The following is a 16,010-nucleotide window of genomic DNA, read 5'->3' on the forward strand; positions in this document are numbered from 1 at the left end:
ATGCCAGACCATCCCGTGTGGGTTTCTTGCCTTGATTTTTTTCAAGAAAGTTTACCGCCTCAACAGTTCAATTCTTGGATCAAACCACTAACGTTCGACATCGTTGGTAGTCAAATTGTACTTACAGCACCTAACTCTTTTGCGCTCAAATTAATTCAAGAACGCTTTCTATCGGTTATTTCTCAACGTGCAGAGTCTTTACTTCCTTTTGTTCCTACAATCGAATTAAAAGTCGGAAAAAAACGAATCCCTACTACACAACAGACCACCCCTGAAACATCAATTTTGCCGACGGCTCCATGTGAAGCTTCATCTCCTAAATCGCAAAAAGAGTTTGGAAAGTTAAATCCAACGCTATGTTTTGACCATTTTGTTACCGGGAAGGCAAATCAATTAGCTCATGCTGCTGCTATACAGGTTGCAGACACGCCAGGTAGTGTTTACAACCCTCTATTTATCTACGGTGGTGTGGGTCTTGGAAAAACACATTTATTACAGGCTATTGGAAATCAAATTAAATCCAACTCACCTAAAGCCAAAGTCTGCTACATACATGCTACGAACTATGTTTCTGATTGGGTAAAAGCAGTACAAACCAAGCGCTTCGATGAGTTCAAGCAATTCTATAACTCTTTGGATTTACTATTAATTGATGATATTCAGTTCATAGCCGATAAAGCAGGAACGCAACAGGAGTTCTTTTATACGCTCAACACGTTAACTGAAGCGCATAAACAAGTGGTAATAACTTGTGACACCTTTCCAAAAGAAATTTCTGGTATTGAACCGCGCCTCACTTCACGATTTAGTTGGGGATTAACCGTTGCTGTTGACCCACCCAATGTTGAAATGCGCGTTGCGATTCTATTGCAAAAAGCATCGCAGTCTAAAATGTCTCTTGGTGAGGACGTTGCATTTTTTATTGCGAAACATGTTCGATCAAATATACGCGAACTTGAAGGAGCTCTGAAGCGCGTTGAAGCTTTTTCTCGTTTCCATAGACGGCCGATTTCAGTAGAAGTAGCAAAGGATGCCCTTAAAGATCTACTTGCTTCACAAAACAAGCAGGTCTCTATAGATAATATTCAAAAAACAGTCGCTGATTTTTACCGAATCAAAGTAGCTGATCTTTTATCAAAGAAACGCACTCGGAACATAACTCGGCCACGTCAAATGGCTATGCTTTTAGCAAGGGAACTCACGCCGTTTAGTTTGCCTGAAATTGGTGCTGCATTTGGAGACAGGGATCACTCTACGGTTCTATATGCGTGTCGCACAATTGAACTATTGAAACGGTCTAACTCAATAACTAATGCCGAGTACAACACATTAAGCCAGAGTTTGCGAAATTAGTTGTTGATACTTTGTGGGTAACTCAAACTTCATCGTAGGAAGAAAGAGTTATCCACAATTTTTAAGGTGGTTTTTTGCATAAAAAGGATGAGTTTTTACTCTACCTAAGCACATAAATATATGGAAATATTTCAGTTACTAACAACTAACCGCTGTACTTATTATATAAGATTAAGGAATCTATATGCTTATTGATACTCTGACTAGAGATGCTTTACTTAAGCCTTTGCAAATAGTCATTGGCATAGTAGAACGGAAGCAATCACTTCCAATTTTATCTAATGTTCTCATTGAAAAAAGTCAGCGGGAGTTGAAATTAACAGCGACAGACTTAGAAATACAAGTTTCTACTGTGTCTGTTGATGTGGGAATTTCTAAGGATGATTACGCTATTACTTTGGGCGCTAAGAAACTGGCAGATATCCTCTCCAAAATCTCGGATGACAAAGATGTATCTTTAGATTTAAGTGATGGAAAACTGCAGATTCGCTCTGGTAATAGTAGATTCAACCTTCAAACCTTGCCATCTAACGATTTTCCAACTTTAAAAAAATCTATTGAGGCAAATGTTTGCGTAGTATTGGCTCAAGGAAAGTTAAAGAAACTACTCGGGCAAGTAAAGTACTCAATGGCTCAACAGGACATCCGTTATTATCTTAATGGAGTCTTATTTTCATTAGATGGGCCTAACTTGTGTTTAGTAGCTACTGATGGACATCGTCTGGCTTTTACTAGCACCATACTTGAAAACACCTATCCTAAGAAAGAAGTCATTATCCCAAGAAAAGCTATAAACGAGCTTCTTCGGCTTCTTGACGACTCTGATTCTGAAATAGTACTAAATATATCGGATAACAATATTTCGGCTGAATTCTCTAATGTTTTCTTTCAATCTAAAATAATAGATGGGAAATTTCCTGATTACAGGCGAGTAATTCCAGAATATAGTAACCATCTACTTCTCGATAGAAAAACTATATTGTCAGCTCTTGGCAGAGTTTCCATCTTATCAAACGAGAAATTCCATGGTGTTCGCTTTATTCTTACCGAAAAAAATCTAAAAATCATTAGTAACAACAGCGAACAAGAAGAGGCGCAAGAGGATATTGAAACGGATTATCGGGGCGAAGCTTTAGATATAGGTTTTAATGTGAATTATCTGCTAGATGGGCTTAATAATATTAGCGCGGATACTGTGCAAATTTCGTTTGGTGGAGCTAATAGTAGCGTTTTGATAGCTCTTCAAAATAACTTGGAATTTCGGTATGTTGTAATGCCGATGAGAATATAAAGTTGTTTCACGTGAAACAAGGGAAAAAATGACTGAATACAATTCAAGCAGCATTAAGGTACTCAAGGGATTAGAAGCAGTACGCAAGCGTCCCGGCATGTACATTGGTGATACAAACGATGGAACCGGCCTACATCATATGGTATTTGAGGCCGTTGATAATGCGGTGGATGAAGCACTTGCCGGACATTGCAATGAGATTATTGTAAAAATACATATAGATAACTCAATATCTGTAAGTGACAATGGGCGTGGGATACCAACTGATATCCATGCAGAAGAAAATCGATCTGCCGCAGAAGTCATCATGACAGTCTTGCATGCCGGTGGAAAGTTCGATAGTAATTCATACAAAGTTTCTGGCGGATTGCATGGAGTTGGGGTATCAGTAGTAAATGCGCTATCAGAGTGGTTAAGGTTAACCATTTATCGTGAAGGAAAAGTACACTTCATGGAATTTCGTCATGGTGAACCCATGGAATCGCTTAAGGTAGTTGGAAATACCAATAAGCGAGGGACGGAAGTGCATTTTATGCCGAGTACGGAAACCTTCGGTCAAATTGAGTTTCACTTCGATATACTGGCAAAGAGGCTGCGAGAGCTTTCTTTCTTGAATAATGGAGTTAGCGTATCTCTAATCGATCAAAGAAACGGAAAAGAAGAGCACTTTGCGTTTAGTGGGGGGGTTAAGGGTTTTGTTCAGTACATAAACCGAAACAAAACAGCGCTACACCCGGAAATATTCTATTCACTCATGGAGAAAGATGGGATTACTGCAGAAATTGCAATGCAGTGGAATGACTCATACCAAGAAACAATCCAATGTTTCACAAATAACATTCCACAGCGTGATGGCGGTACACATTTGACCGCCATGCGGACAGCAATGACAAGAACCCTGAATCAATACATCGAGGCGGAGGATTTTGCGAAAAAAGCAAAAGTAGAAACCGCTGGAGATGACATGAGGGAAGGGCTGACTGCAATTCTGTCAGTGAAGTTACCCGACCCAAAGTTTTCCTCACAAACAAAAGATAAACTGGTCTCTTCCGAGATTCGGCCAGTAGTAGAAGAAATGGTAAGCCAACGCCTAATGGCATTTTTGCTTGAAAATCCAACCGATGCAAAAGTGATTGTAGGTAAGATTATCGACGCGGCCCGCGCTAGAGAAGCTGCTCGTAAGGCAAGAGAGCTAACTCGACGCAAAGGAATTTTGGAAGGAATGGGATTACCTGGAAAGCTTGCTGACTGCCAAGAAAAGGATCCTGCCTTATCGGAGCTTTACTTAGTTGAAGGTGATTCGGCTGGTGGATCAGCAAAACAAGGGAGAGATAGAAAATTTCAAGCCATCTTGCCACTCAAAGGAAAAATTCTGAATGTAGAGAAAGCGCGATTTGAAAAATTGATTGCTTCCCAAGAAATCGCAACACTGATAACTGTATTGGGAACTGGCATCGGTAAGGACGAGTACAACCCAGAAAAACTTCGATACCACCGAATCATTATCATGACTGATGCTGATGTAGATGGATCGCATATTCGCACCTTGTTACTTACATTTTTCTATAGACAAATGCCTGAGCTAGTAGAGCGTGGTCATATCTATATTGCGCAACCTCCACTATATAAAATCAAGCAAGGAAAGGAAGAACGCTATCTGAAAGATGATCATGAGATGAAGAGCTATATGTTGCGATCTGCTTTAGCTAACGCTGAGTTATATCCAACTGTTGGTTCAGTGGCGCTTACTCTTGAGGGACTGGAATCACTGTCAAAAGAATACTTTTTAGCTGAGGCAATTATTGATAGGCTGTCAAAGCAAATAGCGCCAGAGATTCTTCATGTTTTACTTGATCACCCAGAGTTAAATCTTGATAACCTCGATGCTGCAAGGGTAAGTGCAATAAAACTCCAGGAAGCATGCGAAGCTAGAACTAAGATTTTTGTGGAAGAGGAATCAGAAACTGGGAATATTTCATTACGTATAGAGAAAAATACGCATGGAAATAGCTCCATTAGTTACATCCGATCAGACTTCCTTCGCAGTGGTGATTATGTGCAGATTAAACAGACGTCTCTTGCACTGACTGGATTGATAGGAGAAGGAGCATTTATTAAACGTGGTGAGCAGCGAAAACCTATCAAAGACTTTAAGGAAGCAATCGAGTGGCTGTTAGAAGAGGCTAAGCGTGGAGTAAGTATTCAGCGATACAAAGGACTAGGTGAAATGAATCCCGAACAGCTTTGGGAAACAACCATGGATGCAAGTAATCGCATACTGCTAAGAGTTCGTATTGAAGACATAATTGCTGCCGACGAAATATTCACGACTTTAATGGGTGATGTCGTTGAACCACGACGTGCGTTCATTGAACAGAACGCACTAGGAGTAAAAAATCTCGATGTATAACAGTTGTTGTTGTAGGTTCTCACATAAGTTGACTTCATTCTCAATATGTGACGAAGCGACCACTAACTTGTAAGGCCTTTTAATATAAGGGTCTGAAGAGATAAGCTGTAAGAAATAGCAAAAATGGCCACATTAATTGTGGCCATTTTTGTGTGATTTTCGAGTGTATTTGGTGGGGTTATAGTGCTGAAGTGTAGAGATCTATATCCATTGGCCTATCCAGATATTCCACGCTCTGTGATACCGTATCACCGAACAAGAAACCGAAATATTGGTCATTCAAAAACTAAGAATACCGAATCTCAATGACCGAGAACCAGAACCCCGAACAGAAAGCCCGCGACAACATCGACGCGCTGCTCAAGCAGGCAGGTTGGGTTGTGCAGTCGGCAAAGAAGATTGACCTGAATGTAGGGCTTGGCCAAGCAGTGCGGGAGTATTACACCGACATCGGCCCTGCCGACTACGTTCTGTTCGTAGATAAAAAAGCCGTCGGTGTCATCGAGGCAAAGAAAGAAGACCTCGCGCACAAGATCACCGAGGTGGAAGAGCAGCTTCAGTGAAACCTGCTCACCATAATTCGCCAATGCACAAGCCTCAGCAGGCGTTTATATTTTTAGCGACTGATGTGGATACTGTTTTATTCTCAAAATTGAAAGTAAGGTGCAGGGAGCACCATCATCCGAATCTTCGATGAGCCTCGACAGCAAGTCCAGCACCTATGCTGCCGAACAAATCGCCTTCGATGCGCCGTGCTTGGGGTAGTAGGGATGATATTCGCTCACGAACCATGGGCACTCCGCTGGCGCCTCCTGTAAAAAATATAGTATCCACCATCTCCGTACTTACCCCTGCATTTGCGAGCAAGTTACTCAGTGTGACCCCAATTCGCTCTACTAAATTTGTAGATGCCTGTTCAAACTCGAGCCGAGTCAGTGTGTGATGAAGGTCTGGAGCTAACCTAGATAAATGTAGCGTTACACTATCTCCCGCAGAGAGTGATATCTTGGCCGCTTCCACCTGTATGGCTAACCAGTGTCCAGAGCGATCTCGGATTAGCTTGAGAAGTCGATCCATGGCTTCAGGGGCCAGTGTATCCAAATACAGCTCTTGCAGCTCGGCCCAAGTTCGGCGGGTATATACTTGGTTGATGGTATGCCAAGTAGCAAGATTCATGTAATGACTCGATGGCATATCCAAGCCACGCTTAAGCATGCTTCGGTAGCCAAGTAGTGGCATCACTCCGGCTAGGCTTAATTGACGGTCGAAGTTGGTGCCGCCAATATGTATACCTCCATTAGCCAACAAATCTTCGCGCCTATCCGCGCTCCGTGCACGTTGTGGCGATAACCGAATCAGTGAGAAGTCTGTGGTGCCTCCGCCAATGTCAGCAACCAATACTAGCTCTTCACGTACAATCTGGCGTTCGTAATGGTAGGCGGCCGCGATAGGCTCGTACTGAAAACATACCTCGCGGAAACCTGAGGCATGGGCGATAGCCTCAAGGGTAGCCTCGGCTTTGTGATCTGCCGCTGAATCATCATCTACAAAGAACACTGGACGGCCGATTACTGCGTGGTCGAAGGGCCTTCCAGCAGTTACTTCTGCACGGTGTTTTAGTTCGGCAATAAACTGGCTCAACAAATCCATGTAGGGAAGCGATCGCCCCTGTACCTCGGTTTTTCCATCCATAAGACTGCTGCCCAATAGACTCTTCAATGCGCGCATCAGACGGCCCTCGTAGCCAGCCAAGTATTCGCTAAGTGCTGTGCGACCAACGCTGATGCAGTTTTCTTCAGCATTGAAGAAGATCACTGAGGGCAGTGTAGTATGGCTGTCCTCCAGTGCCAGTAAGGCAGGTTGATTAGGACGGAGCCAGCCCACCGTGGAATTGGAGGTGCCGAAATCGATGCCGCAGGCGCGGGCGGGAGTTTCAACAAACATGGGGGAATAACCGAGCCAAAAAAGGCGGGGATGCTACCCCTACTTAAGCTAAAAGTCGAATGCCTACACGACCGTAGTTGTGGGAGTAACTGAATAGCGACTAGATATTCAGAGTGGGTTTGCGACTACACTCCGCGCATCACTTCACGTTTAAACGACTGGTATAACTCATTCATGCGAGCAAATACGGCACCGGGCCTTCCGTTACCGATTGCTTGCCCATCTACACGAATAATGGGCTGTAGCTCCCGGGTGGACGAGGTAAGGAAAAGCTCGTCAGCTGCAAGCAACTCGTCTTTGCTGATCTGGCGCATCTCAACGGAAACTCCATGAGCAACAGCGAGTTCGAGTAAGACGTCGTAGGTCACTCCTGGCAGCATGAGGTGGCTTTTCGGCGGCGTAAGCAGACAACCATTTCTGACCACGAAGATGTTGCTGGCAGTGCCTTCGGTCAGATAGAGGTCTTCGCGAAACAGGATGGTTTCGGAGCAATCTGCATCGACCGCGAGCTGGCGCAACAAAAGGTTGGGTAGTAGAGAGATGGCTTTGATGTCGCAGCGTAGCCAACGATTATCAGTGGCTGTGATAGCGCTGACACCGGATTGCAACAACTGTGCAGGTGGAGTGTTGAGAGGACTACTCATCAGGAATACGGTGGGCTGCACAGGCGGACAGGGGAAAGGGTGGTCACGTTGAGCCACGCCACGAGTGATGTGTAGATAGAGGTATTGGTCTTCAGAAGCATTACGCTCAATCAGTTCCGCAATGAGGTCTGCCCAGTGTTCCTTAGCGTACGGATTGGGTAGTCGAATACCGTCGAGACTGTTTTGCAAACGGGAGAGGTGGCCGTCGAGCCGGAACGGACGGCGAGAGTACACGGGAATGACCTCATACACGCCATCACCAAAGATGAATCCGCGATCCAGCACTGGAACCTGCGCCTGCTCGATAGGCATGAAGCTTCCGTTGAGATAGACGGTCATGGCTCGCTCCTATTGGAAGAACAACCGTATAGTATCCCAACCGCGCGAAAAGACATTAGCCAGCGGTACGCTCTCGCGGGCGACAAGCGGGTAATCGAAATAAGGCTTGCCGCCCAGCGTGAGTCTGAGCGTACCTACGCGTTGGCTAGCACTTACTGGGGCAATAAGTGGCTGCACGGTGTCCAGTGTGGCGCGCAGTTGTGCTTGCTGGCCGCGAGGGATGGCAACTGCCATATCGCGTGGGAAGGTGATAGTCAGGTACTTTTCTGTTCCCTTCCAAACGCGCAAACGGGTGACGGACTCATCCTTTTTGAAGAGGCGCACCGACTCAAAATTCTGAAAGCCGTGGTTGAGCAGCTTCTGACTTTCGGTGGCGCGGGCGTTATCTGAATCGGTGCCGAGCACCACGGAGATCAGGCGGCGGTTATCGCGTTTTGCCGAAGAAACCAAGCAGAATCCGGCGCTGTTGGTATGACCGGTCTTCATACCATCCACAAATGGATCCATCCACAGCAATCGGTTGCGGTTGAATTGATTGATGTTGTTGTAGAAATAGTTACGTTCGCTGTAGAGCGGGTAGTGCTCGGGAAAGTCGCGCACGATAGCGGCGGCCAGCATGGCCAGATCATAAGCGGTAGAGTAATGCTGTGGAGATGGTAAGCCCGTGGCGTTGACGAAGTGGGTGTTCTTCATGCCCAGCCGCTGTGCCTCCTGATTCATACGCACGGCAAAGGCCGCCTCGTTACCGGAAACGGTTTCGGCCAGCACCCGAGCGGCATCGTTGCCGGATTGAATGATCAGACCGCGCAATAGCTCTGCCACCGTGACGGGCTTGGTGACCTCTAGGAACATGCGCGACTCCTCACCCTGAGGGCGAATCGCATCAGCCGTTGGTGTGATGGATTTATCCAGCGTCAGCGATTTCTGGCGGATGGCGGAGAAGGTGAGGTAAGCCGTCATCAGCTTAGTCAGCGAAGCCGGTTCCAGTCGCTCATCGCCATTCTGGCTGACCAGAATTTGATTGCTGGTGAAGTCATAAAGTAGATACGCGCGGGCTTCCAGCACGGGGGCGACGGGAATCGCTACTGGCAAGACACGGGGCTGGACGGGCGTAGAGTCCGCCTGCGCGAAAGGGCAGCAAAGGAATGCAAACAGTAAGGAAAGCAGGGTTTTCATCGCGGGGAAATTCAGGGAATTGCGGGACGGCGCATTATAGTCGGCTGAGCTAGCTCAAGCCACATTCTGACCGACTTTCGTTTGGCAGCAGTTGATTGCCGCAGTGAAGCGCTTCCGGTATAGTCGCGCCTGCCGTTAAGGCCACTGGAAGAGCGTGCTAAAGCACCGCCGAAGGCGTAACACCCGTAATCGCTCAGGCTCAAGAACCAGTGGCATAGGTAAATCTGGAGAGTGCTGCTGACGCAGCCACCGAAGGGGCACGCGATGAAAGTTGCAATCTCTCAGGTACCAAGGACAGATGGGGCGCTGCGCGAATTCGCGCAGCGCCTTTTTTATTTATGGAAAGAAAACGATGACGCTCAAAACGACTCCTCTCAATGCAGCCCACCGCGCTATGGGCGCCAAGATGGTGGATTTCGGCGGTTGGGACATGCCGGTCAACTATGGCTCCCAGATCGAAGAGCACCATCAGGTGCGTAACGACTCCGGCATGTTCGACGTGTGCCACATGCGCGTCGTTGATGCCAAGGGCGACGGTGTGCGTGCCTTTCTGCGTTACTTGCTGGCGAACAATGCCGACAAGATCTCCGTCCCCGGCAAAGCACTTTATTCTGCCATGCTGCGTCCCACCGGCGTCGTAATCGACGACCTCATCATCTACTTCATGACCGAGCAGTGGTTCCGCATCGTCGTCAACGCCGGTACCGCAGACAAGGATATCGCATGGATGAAAGAGCAGGCTGCGATTCACGCGCCTAATCTCAATATTATCTCGCGCGACGATCTGGCGATGGTCGCCATCCAAGGCCCGAACGCCCGCGCCAAGGTGTGGGATGTGCTGCCACAGACCAAGGCTGCAACCGAGGGGCTAGTGAACTTCCAGGCCGCCGATTGCGGTGACTATTTCGTGGCGCGTACTGGCTACACCGGCGAAGACGGTTTCGAAGTGATGTTGCCCAAGCCCATGGTCGAGGAGTTCTGGTACGCGCTGAGTAAAGTCGGCGTGAAGCCCATTGGCCTTGGCGCGCGCGACACGTTGCGTCTGGAAGCCGGCATGAATCTGTACGGTCAGGACATGGACGAGACAGTCGGCCCGCTAGAGTCTGGACTGGCCTGGACGGTGGACTTGAAAAGTGAGCGTGACTTCATCGGCAAAGCTGCACTGCTGGCCAACCCACCTAGCAGTAAGCTGGCAGGCTTGCTGCTACTGGATCGCGGGGTACTGCGTGGCCATCAGAAAGTCGTCACACCGCACGGCGACGGTGAGATCACCAGCGGTACTTTCTCGCCCACGCTGGAGAAGTCTATCGCCTTGGCGCGCGTGCCCAAGGATGTGCAGATCGGCGACAGCGTGCAGGTCGCGATTCGCGATAAGATGTTGGCCGCAAAAGTCGTGAAATATCCATTCGCCCGCAACGGCAAGAGCTGTCTGTAAACCACCGAATCACTGAACTGGAGACCAAAATGAGCAATCCATCCAACTTGAAATACACCGAATCCCACGAGTGGGTACGCGTCGAGGCTGACGGCACCGTGACTGTCGGCATCACTGACCATGCGCAAGAATTGCTGGGCGACATGGTGTTCGTCGAAACACCCGCCGTTGGTCGCAAGTTGAAGGCCAAGGAAGAGTGCGCCGTGGTGGAGTCGGTCAAGGCTGCCGCTGACGTGTATGCACCAGTATCAGGCGAAGTCACGGAAGTGAACGCTGACTTAGACAGTGCTCCGGAGGGCATTAACGAAGATGCTTACGCCGCTTGGATGTTCAAGATGAAACCGGACAATATGGCCGATGTGAGCGCGCTGATGGACGCTGATGCGTATCAGGTGCACGCGGACAGCGATTCACACTAAAAAGCCGGAAAGAGTGAAGGGATCGCACCTTTGGCGCTCAAGGGGGAAGGGAAAATATAGTGCGCAAAGCGCACCACTTTTCTCCCTTCCCTCTTCTCCCTTCCCACCGCGGCCCCTCCCTCTTCATCAGAAAGCAATCCCATGTCCGACCAATTCGTCTATCGCCACAACGGCCCTTCCGTGCAGGAAGTCCAAGCCATGCTGCGCACCGTCAATGCGCCCACGCTTGATGCGCTGATCGCCCAGACAGTGCCTGCCGCCATCCGTTTGCAACAGCCGCTGAATCTGCCGGAGGGCTTGTCTGAACATGCTTACCTTCAGCATCTGCGCGGCATCGCCGCCAAGAACAAGCTTTACAAGAGCTACATCGGGCTGGGGTATTACAACACCATCCTGCCGTCGGTGATTCAGCGCAACATTTTGGAGAACCCGGGCTGGTACACCGCCTACACGCCATATCAAGCCGAAATCGCGCAAGGTCGTTTGGAAGCGCTGTTGAATTACCAGACGATGGTGACGGACTTGACCGGCATGGAAATCGCCAATGCGTCTTTATTGGACGAGGCAACGGCGGCGGCGGAAGCCATGACCATGCTGCATGGCTTACGTTCGCGCGAAGCTGCGGCGGCGGGTAAGAACAGTTTCTTCGTGTCGCACGAATGCTTCCCGCAGACCATCGAACTGCTGAAGACTCGAGCCAAGCCGCTGGGCATCGAGCTGGTGATTGGCGATTTCAAAACCGTGACGTTGAACGACAAGCTGTACGGTGCGCTACTGCAATATCCGACAGCCACGGGTACGGTGCATGATTACGCCGATTTCGTCGCCCGTGCTAAGACGCACGGAATGACCATCGCCGTTGCAGCGGACATTTTGAGTCTGGTGCTGCTGACACCTCCGGGCGAGTGGGGTGCGGATGTGGTGTTCGGTTCGACGCAGCGCTTTGGCGTGCCGATGGGCTATGGCGGTCCGCACGCGGCGTTCTTTGCCTGTCGTGATGCCTTCAAACGCTCGATGCCGGGACGCATCATTGGTGTGTCGGTGGATGCCGATGGCGGGACTGCGCTACGTATGGCGTTGCAGACTCGTGAGCAACATATACGCCGCGAAAAAGCGACGTCCAACATCTGCACCGCGCAAGCATTGCTGGCGATCATGGCCGGGATGTACGCGGTGTACCACGGCGCGGACGGGTTGCGCGGTATCGCTACGCAGGTTCATCAGTCCACCGTGGCGCTGGCTGGCGAGCTGAAAAAGTTGGGCTATCAAGTGGTCGAAGGCGCGTTTTTCGATACGATCAAGTTGTTGCACACCGACAATGTGAAGATCCATGCGCTGGCGGAAGCTGCGCGGATCAACTTCCGTTACACCGCTGTCGGTCTGTCGATCGCGCTGGATCAGACAACCTCTGTTGATGATCTGAATGCCATCCTTGCAGTGTTCGCGCAGGCGGCAAACATGTCTGCACCCATACTTACCGCTTTGGAGGTGTCTGCTCAGAAGCTAGCATTCACTCCGCGCCAGTCGTCTATTTTAAGTCATCCGGTGTTCAATACCTACCACTCCGAGACCGAGATGATGCGTTACATCAAACGGCTGGAGAACAAGGATCTGTCACTGACCCATTCGATGATTTCGCTCGGATCCTGCACCATGAAGTTGAACGCGGCCTCTGAACTGCTGCCGCTGACTTGGCCGGAATTCGCCAATCTGCATCCTTTCGTACCGCTGGAGCAGGCCGAAGGTTATCAAGAAGTCATCGCCGGACTGGATGCGGCCTTGTCTGAGATTACCGGCTTCGCGCAGATGAGCTTTCAGCCCAACAGCGGTGCGTCGGGCGAATATGCCGGTCTGCTGGTGATTCAGGCATATCACCGTTCGCGCGGCGAAGCACAACGCAACGTGGTGCTGATCCCGTCTTCCGCACACGGCACCAATCCGGCGAGTGCGGCGATGTGTGGCATGAGCATCGTGGTGGTCAAGTGCGACGCGCGCGGCAACATCGACGTGGACGACTTGCGCACCAAGGCCGAAGAGCACCGGGACGACCTGTCCTGCCTGATGGTGACCTACCCCAGCACGCATGGCGTGTACGAGGAAAGCATCAAAGACATCACCGCGATCATTCACGCCAACGGCGGCCAGGTGTACATGGACGGTGCCAATATGAACGCGCAAGTCGGGCTGACCAGCCCCGGCAATATCGGCGCGGATGTGTGTCACCTCAACCTGCACAAGACCTTCGCCATTCCGCACGGCGGTGGCGGACCGGGCGCAGGTCCCATTGGTGTGGCTGCGCACCTCACTCCCTTCCTGCCTTCTCACTCGGTAGTCAAAGTGGGGGGCGAGCAAGGCATCCACGCGGTATCGGCTGCTCCGTATGGCAGCGCGCTGATACTGCTGATCTCCTACGGCTACATCAAGATGATGGGCGGCACAGGGCTGACCGAAGCAACCAAGATGGCCATCCTGAATGCAAACTACATTAAGGAATCGCTAAAGGATCACTACGCCACGCTGTATAGCGGCAGCAATGGCCGTTGCGCGCACGAGATGATCCTCGACTGCCGTGAATGGAAGAAGGAGGGGGTGGAGGTGGCTGACATCGCCAAGCGCCTGATGGACTTTGGCTTCCACGCGCCGACTACCTCGTTCCCAGTGGTGGATACGCTAATGGTCGAGCCGACCGAAAGCGAATCGAAAGCCGAGCTGGATCGCTTCTGTCAGGCCATGATCGCCATTCGTGGCGAAGTCGAGGCGGTGATCTCCGGCGCAGTGGACAAGAAGGACAACATCCTCAAACACGCCCCACACACTGCGAAATCAGTCTGTGCCAACGAGTGGGCTCGCCCTTACTCACGCGAGCAGGCAGCATATCCGCTCAACTGGGTGCGCGAAAACAAGTTCTGGCCTAGCGTGGCGCGGGTGGATAATGTGTATGGGGACAAGAATCTGATTTGCTCTTGCCCACCCATCGAGTCGTACATCTAAGGAGACACAGCATGGCTAAAGATACCAAGGACACCGTCGCCGTCAAACTCGGCGGCGCGCCCGTCACCCTGTACGGTACCTTCCCTGTCGTAGGGCAGATCGCGCCAGCATTCACGTTGGTAGATAAAGACTTGAAGGATGTCGCGCTGCAAAGCTTCGCAGGCAAGCGCAAGGTACTGAACATTGTTCCAAGTCTGGACACGGCCGTGTGTGCGACTTCGACCCGCCGCTTCAATGAAGCAGCGAACAAGCTGCAGAACACCGTGGTTCTGGTGATCTCTGCCGACTTGCCGTTTGCGATGAGCCGCTTCTGCGTGGCCGAGGGGCTGGAGAATGTCACTACGCTATCGCTGATGCGCGGTCGCGACTTCATGCGCAACTATGGCGTAAAGATCGCTGATACAGCGTTGGCTGGCGTGACGGCGCGTGCTGTGTTGGTGCTGGACGAGAACAACACGGTGTTGCATGCCGAACTAGTGGACGACATTACCCACGAACCGAACTACGACGCGGCGCTGGCTGTTTTACAGGCCTGAGCCACACTACCCATTTACCCATTACAGGCGCTCACATGAAGACTCTCATCTGCGGTTCCATGGCTTACGACACCATCATGGTGTTCCACGATCAATTCAAGAAACACATCCTGCCCGAGCAGTTACACATCCTGAACGTGGCGTTCCTAGTGCCCACCATGCGCCGCGAGTACGGCGGCTGTGCGGGTAACATCGCCTACAACCTGCAACTATTGGGCGGACATCCGCAGATCATGGCGACCGTAGGCGATGACTTCGCGCCCTATGCCAAACGACTAGAAAAGCTCGGCATCTCGCAGGAACATATCCGTCAGGTGCCGGACAGCTTCACTGGCCAAGCCTTCATCACTACTGATCTCGACGATAACCAGATCACGGCCTTCCACCCCGGTGCGATGGGCTTTTCCGAGCAGAACAAAGTCAGCGATGCCAGTGGCGTGACGCTGGGTATCGTATCGCCTGACGGTCGTACCGGCATGATGGAGCACGCGGAGCAGTTCGTCGAAGCGGGCATTCCCTTTGTGTTCGATCCAGGTCAGGGCATGCCAATGTTCTCCGGCGAAGACCTGTTGCGCTTCATCGATCAGGCGACCTACGTCACCGTCAACGATTACGAAGCCAAGCTGCTGCAAGACAAGACCGGCAAGACGTTGGAGGAGCTAGCAGCATCGGTGAAGGCGCTGATCGTTACGCTGGGTGCGGACGGCTCAATGATCTATGCCGACGGCAAGCAGATCGCCATTCCTACGCCGAAACCCGATGCGGTGGTCGATCCCACGGGCTGTGGTGACGCCTATCGCGCTGGTTTGCTGTATGGCATTCAGCGCGGCTGGGCGTGGGAAGCGACCGGCCGTCTGGCCTCATTGATGGGCTCGATTAAGATCGCCCATCGTGGTGGGCAGAATCACGACCTGACCCGTGCTGAGCTGATGGACGCTTACCGTAAACATTTCGGCTCCAGCATCACGTTGTAATGCGCAATAGGATATTTGTTGGGCTGACGTGGCTATTCCTTGCCACGCTGCTCGGTGCCTGCGCAAGTAATGCTGGGCTAAATCCAGCAGAGTCGAGCGGTAGCGCGTTGCCACCCAAGGTCGGAGTAGTCGAGTCGGTCAAAGCTATAGACCTGCCTGGCGAACAAGGGGCTTCCGGCTATTTTCTGGGTGGCACTCTGGGCAACATCGGGGGCGCTGTGCTTGGCGGTGGTGGGCGCGGCTCGGTAGCCGCTTCAGTTCTGGGTGGTGTTGCCGGCGCAAAGGCAGGCGACTCCGCCCAGAACAACGGGGTAGTCGCTGGCCAAGAAATTTGGGTAAAGATAGAAGACAAGCTCGAACCGCTAGTTATCAGTCAACCCATCAAACTCAGAGGTATGTTCCAAGTCGGCGAACATGTGCGTGTGATTCGCGGCGCTCGTGGATTCCCGGTGATCGAGCACGAAGTTGCAACGGAAACCGTCACGCCCAAGTAAGTCA

13 protein-coding genes and 1 riboswitch are annotated in these 16,010 nt (G+C 50.8%); of the genes, 10 read left to right on the plus strand and 3 right to left on the minus strand.

The features are described from left to right. The 4 genes from dnaA to OYT1_RS00020 all read left to right on the plus strand — a co-directional run bounded on the left by dnaA (position 1) and on the right by OYT1_RS00020 (position 5,617). A complete protein-coding gene (gene dnaA, locus OYT1_RS00005) occupies positions 1-1,353 on the plus strand; it encodes a chromosomal replication initiator protein DnaA (protein ID WP_062627276.1) in 1,353 nt (450 codons plus the stop codon). Between the two features lie 184 nt (positions 1,354-1,537). Next, the gene (gene dnaN, locus OYT1_RS00010; RefSeq protein ID WP_062627275.1) at positions 1,538-2,644 is read left to right on the plus strand and encodes a DNA polymerase III subunit beta; all 1,107 of its coding nucleotides are present in this window, start codon (positions 1,538-1,540) and stop codon (positions 2,642-2,644) included. Between the two features lie 28 nt (positions 2,645-2,672). Further along, a complete protein-coding gene (gene gyrB, locus OYT1_RS00015; RefSeq protein WP_062627274.1) occupies positions 2,673-5,054 on the plus strand; it encodes a DNA topoisomerase (ATP-hydrolyzing) subunit B in 2,382 nt (793 codons plus the stop codon). Between the two features lie 305 nt (positions 5,055-5,359). Then, a complete protein-coding gene (locus OYT1_RS00020; protein ID WP_062627273.1) occupies positions 5,360-5,617 on the plus strand; it encodes a hypothetical protein in 258 nt (85 codons plus the stop codon). Between the two features lie 115 nt (positions 5,618-5,732). On the opposite strand, the gene OYT1_RS00025 is transcribed toward OYT1_RS00020, so the two are convergent. The 3 genes from OYT1_RS00025 to OYT1_RS00035 form a co-directional block, all read right to left on the minus strand. Continuing rightward, positions 5,733-6,998, minus strand: a complete 1,266-nt coding sequence (locus OYT1_RS00025) for an Hsp70 family protein (protein ID WP_062627272.1) — start codon at positions 6,996-6,998, stop codon at positions 5,733-5,735. A gap of 125 nt (positions 6,999-7,123) precedes the next feature. Further along, a complete protein-coding gene (locus OYT1_RS00030) occupies positions 7,124-7,981 on the minus strand; it encodes a D-amino acid aminotransferase (protein WP_062627271.1) in 858 nt (285 codons plus the stop codon). Between the two features lie 9 nt (positions 7,982-7,990). After that, the gene (locus OYT1_RS00035) at positions 7,991-9,157 is read right to left on the minus strand and encodes a D-alanyl-D-alanine carboxypeptidase family protein (protein WP_084612041.1); all 1,167 of its coding nucleotides are present in this window, start codon (positions 9,155-9,157) and stop codon (positions 7,991-7,993) included. Between the two features lie 135 nt (positions 9,158-9,292). Then, a riboswitch (glycine riboswitch) is annotated at positions 9,293-9,376 on the plus strand. 133 nt (positions 9,377-9,509) lie between these two features. On the opposite strand from OYT1_RS00035, the gene gcvT reads away from it, so the two are divergent. The 6 genes from gcvT (at position 9,510) to OYT1_RS00065 (ending at position 16,006) form a co-directional block, all read left to right on the plus strand. After that, positions 9,510-10,592 carry a glycine cleavage system aminomethyltransferase GcvT gene (gene gcvT, locus OYT1_RS00040; RefSeq protein ID WP_062627269.1) on the plus strand — a complete coding sequence of 361 codons (1,083 nt, stop codon included), beginning with the start codon at positions 9,510-9,512 and terminating at the stop codon, positions 10,590-10,592. 29 nt (positions 10,593-10,621) lie between these two features. Further along, positions 10,622-11,011 carry a glycine cleavage system protein GcvH gene (gene gcvH, locus OYT1_RS00045; protein ID WP_062627268.1) on the plus strand — a complete coding sequence of 130 codons (390 nt, stop codon included), beginning with the start codon at positions 10,622-10,624 and terminating at the stop codon, positions 11,009-11,011. Positions 11,012-11,152: 141 nt separating this feature from the next. Then, positions 11,153-14,002, plus strand: a complete 2,850-nt coding sequence (gene gcvP, locus OYT1_RS00050) for an aminomethyl-transferring glycine dehydrogenase (RefSeq protein WP_062627267.1) — start codon at positions 11,153-11,155, stop codon at positions 14,000-14,002. A gap of 11 nt (positions 14,003-14,013) precedes the next feature. Further along, complete coding sequence (gene tpx, locus OYT1_RS00055) at positions 14,014-14,538, plus strand: thiol peroxidase (protein ID WP_062627266.1); 525 nt, start codon at positions 14,014-14,016, stop codon at positions 14,536-14,538. 35 nt (positions 14,539-14,573) lie between these two features. After that, positions 14,574-15,512: a carbohydrate kinase family protein gene (locus OYT1_RS00060; RefSeq protein ID WP_062627265.1), complete on the plus strand. Its 939-nt coding sequence runs from the start codon at positions 14,574-14,576 to the stop codon at positions 15,510-15,512. Next, positions 15,512-16,006 (plus strand): hypothetical protein, encoded by a 495-nt coding sequence (locus OYT1_RS00065; RefSeq protein WP_062627264.1) that lies wholly within the window; start codon positions 15,512-15,514, stop codon positions 16,004-16,006. The genes OYT1_RS00060 and OYT1_RS00065 overlap by 1 nt, the downstream gene beginning before the upstream one ends. The last annotated feature ends 4 nt before the right edge of the window (positions 16,007-16,010 follow it).

This window comes from Ferriphaselus amnicola, assembly GCF_000974685.2.
Lineage (GTDB): Bacteria > Pseudomonadota > Gammaproteobacteria > Burkholderiales > Gallionellaceae > Ferriphaselus > Ferriphaselus amnicola.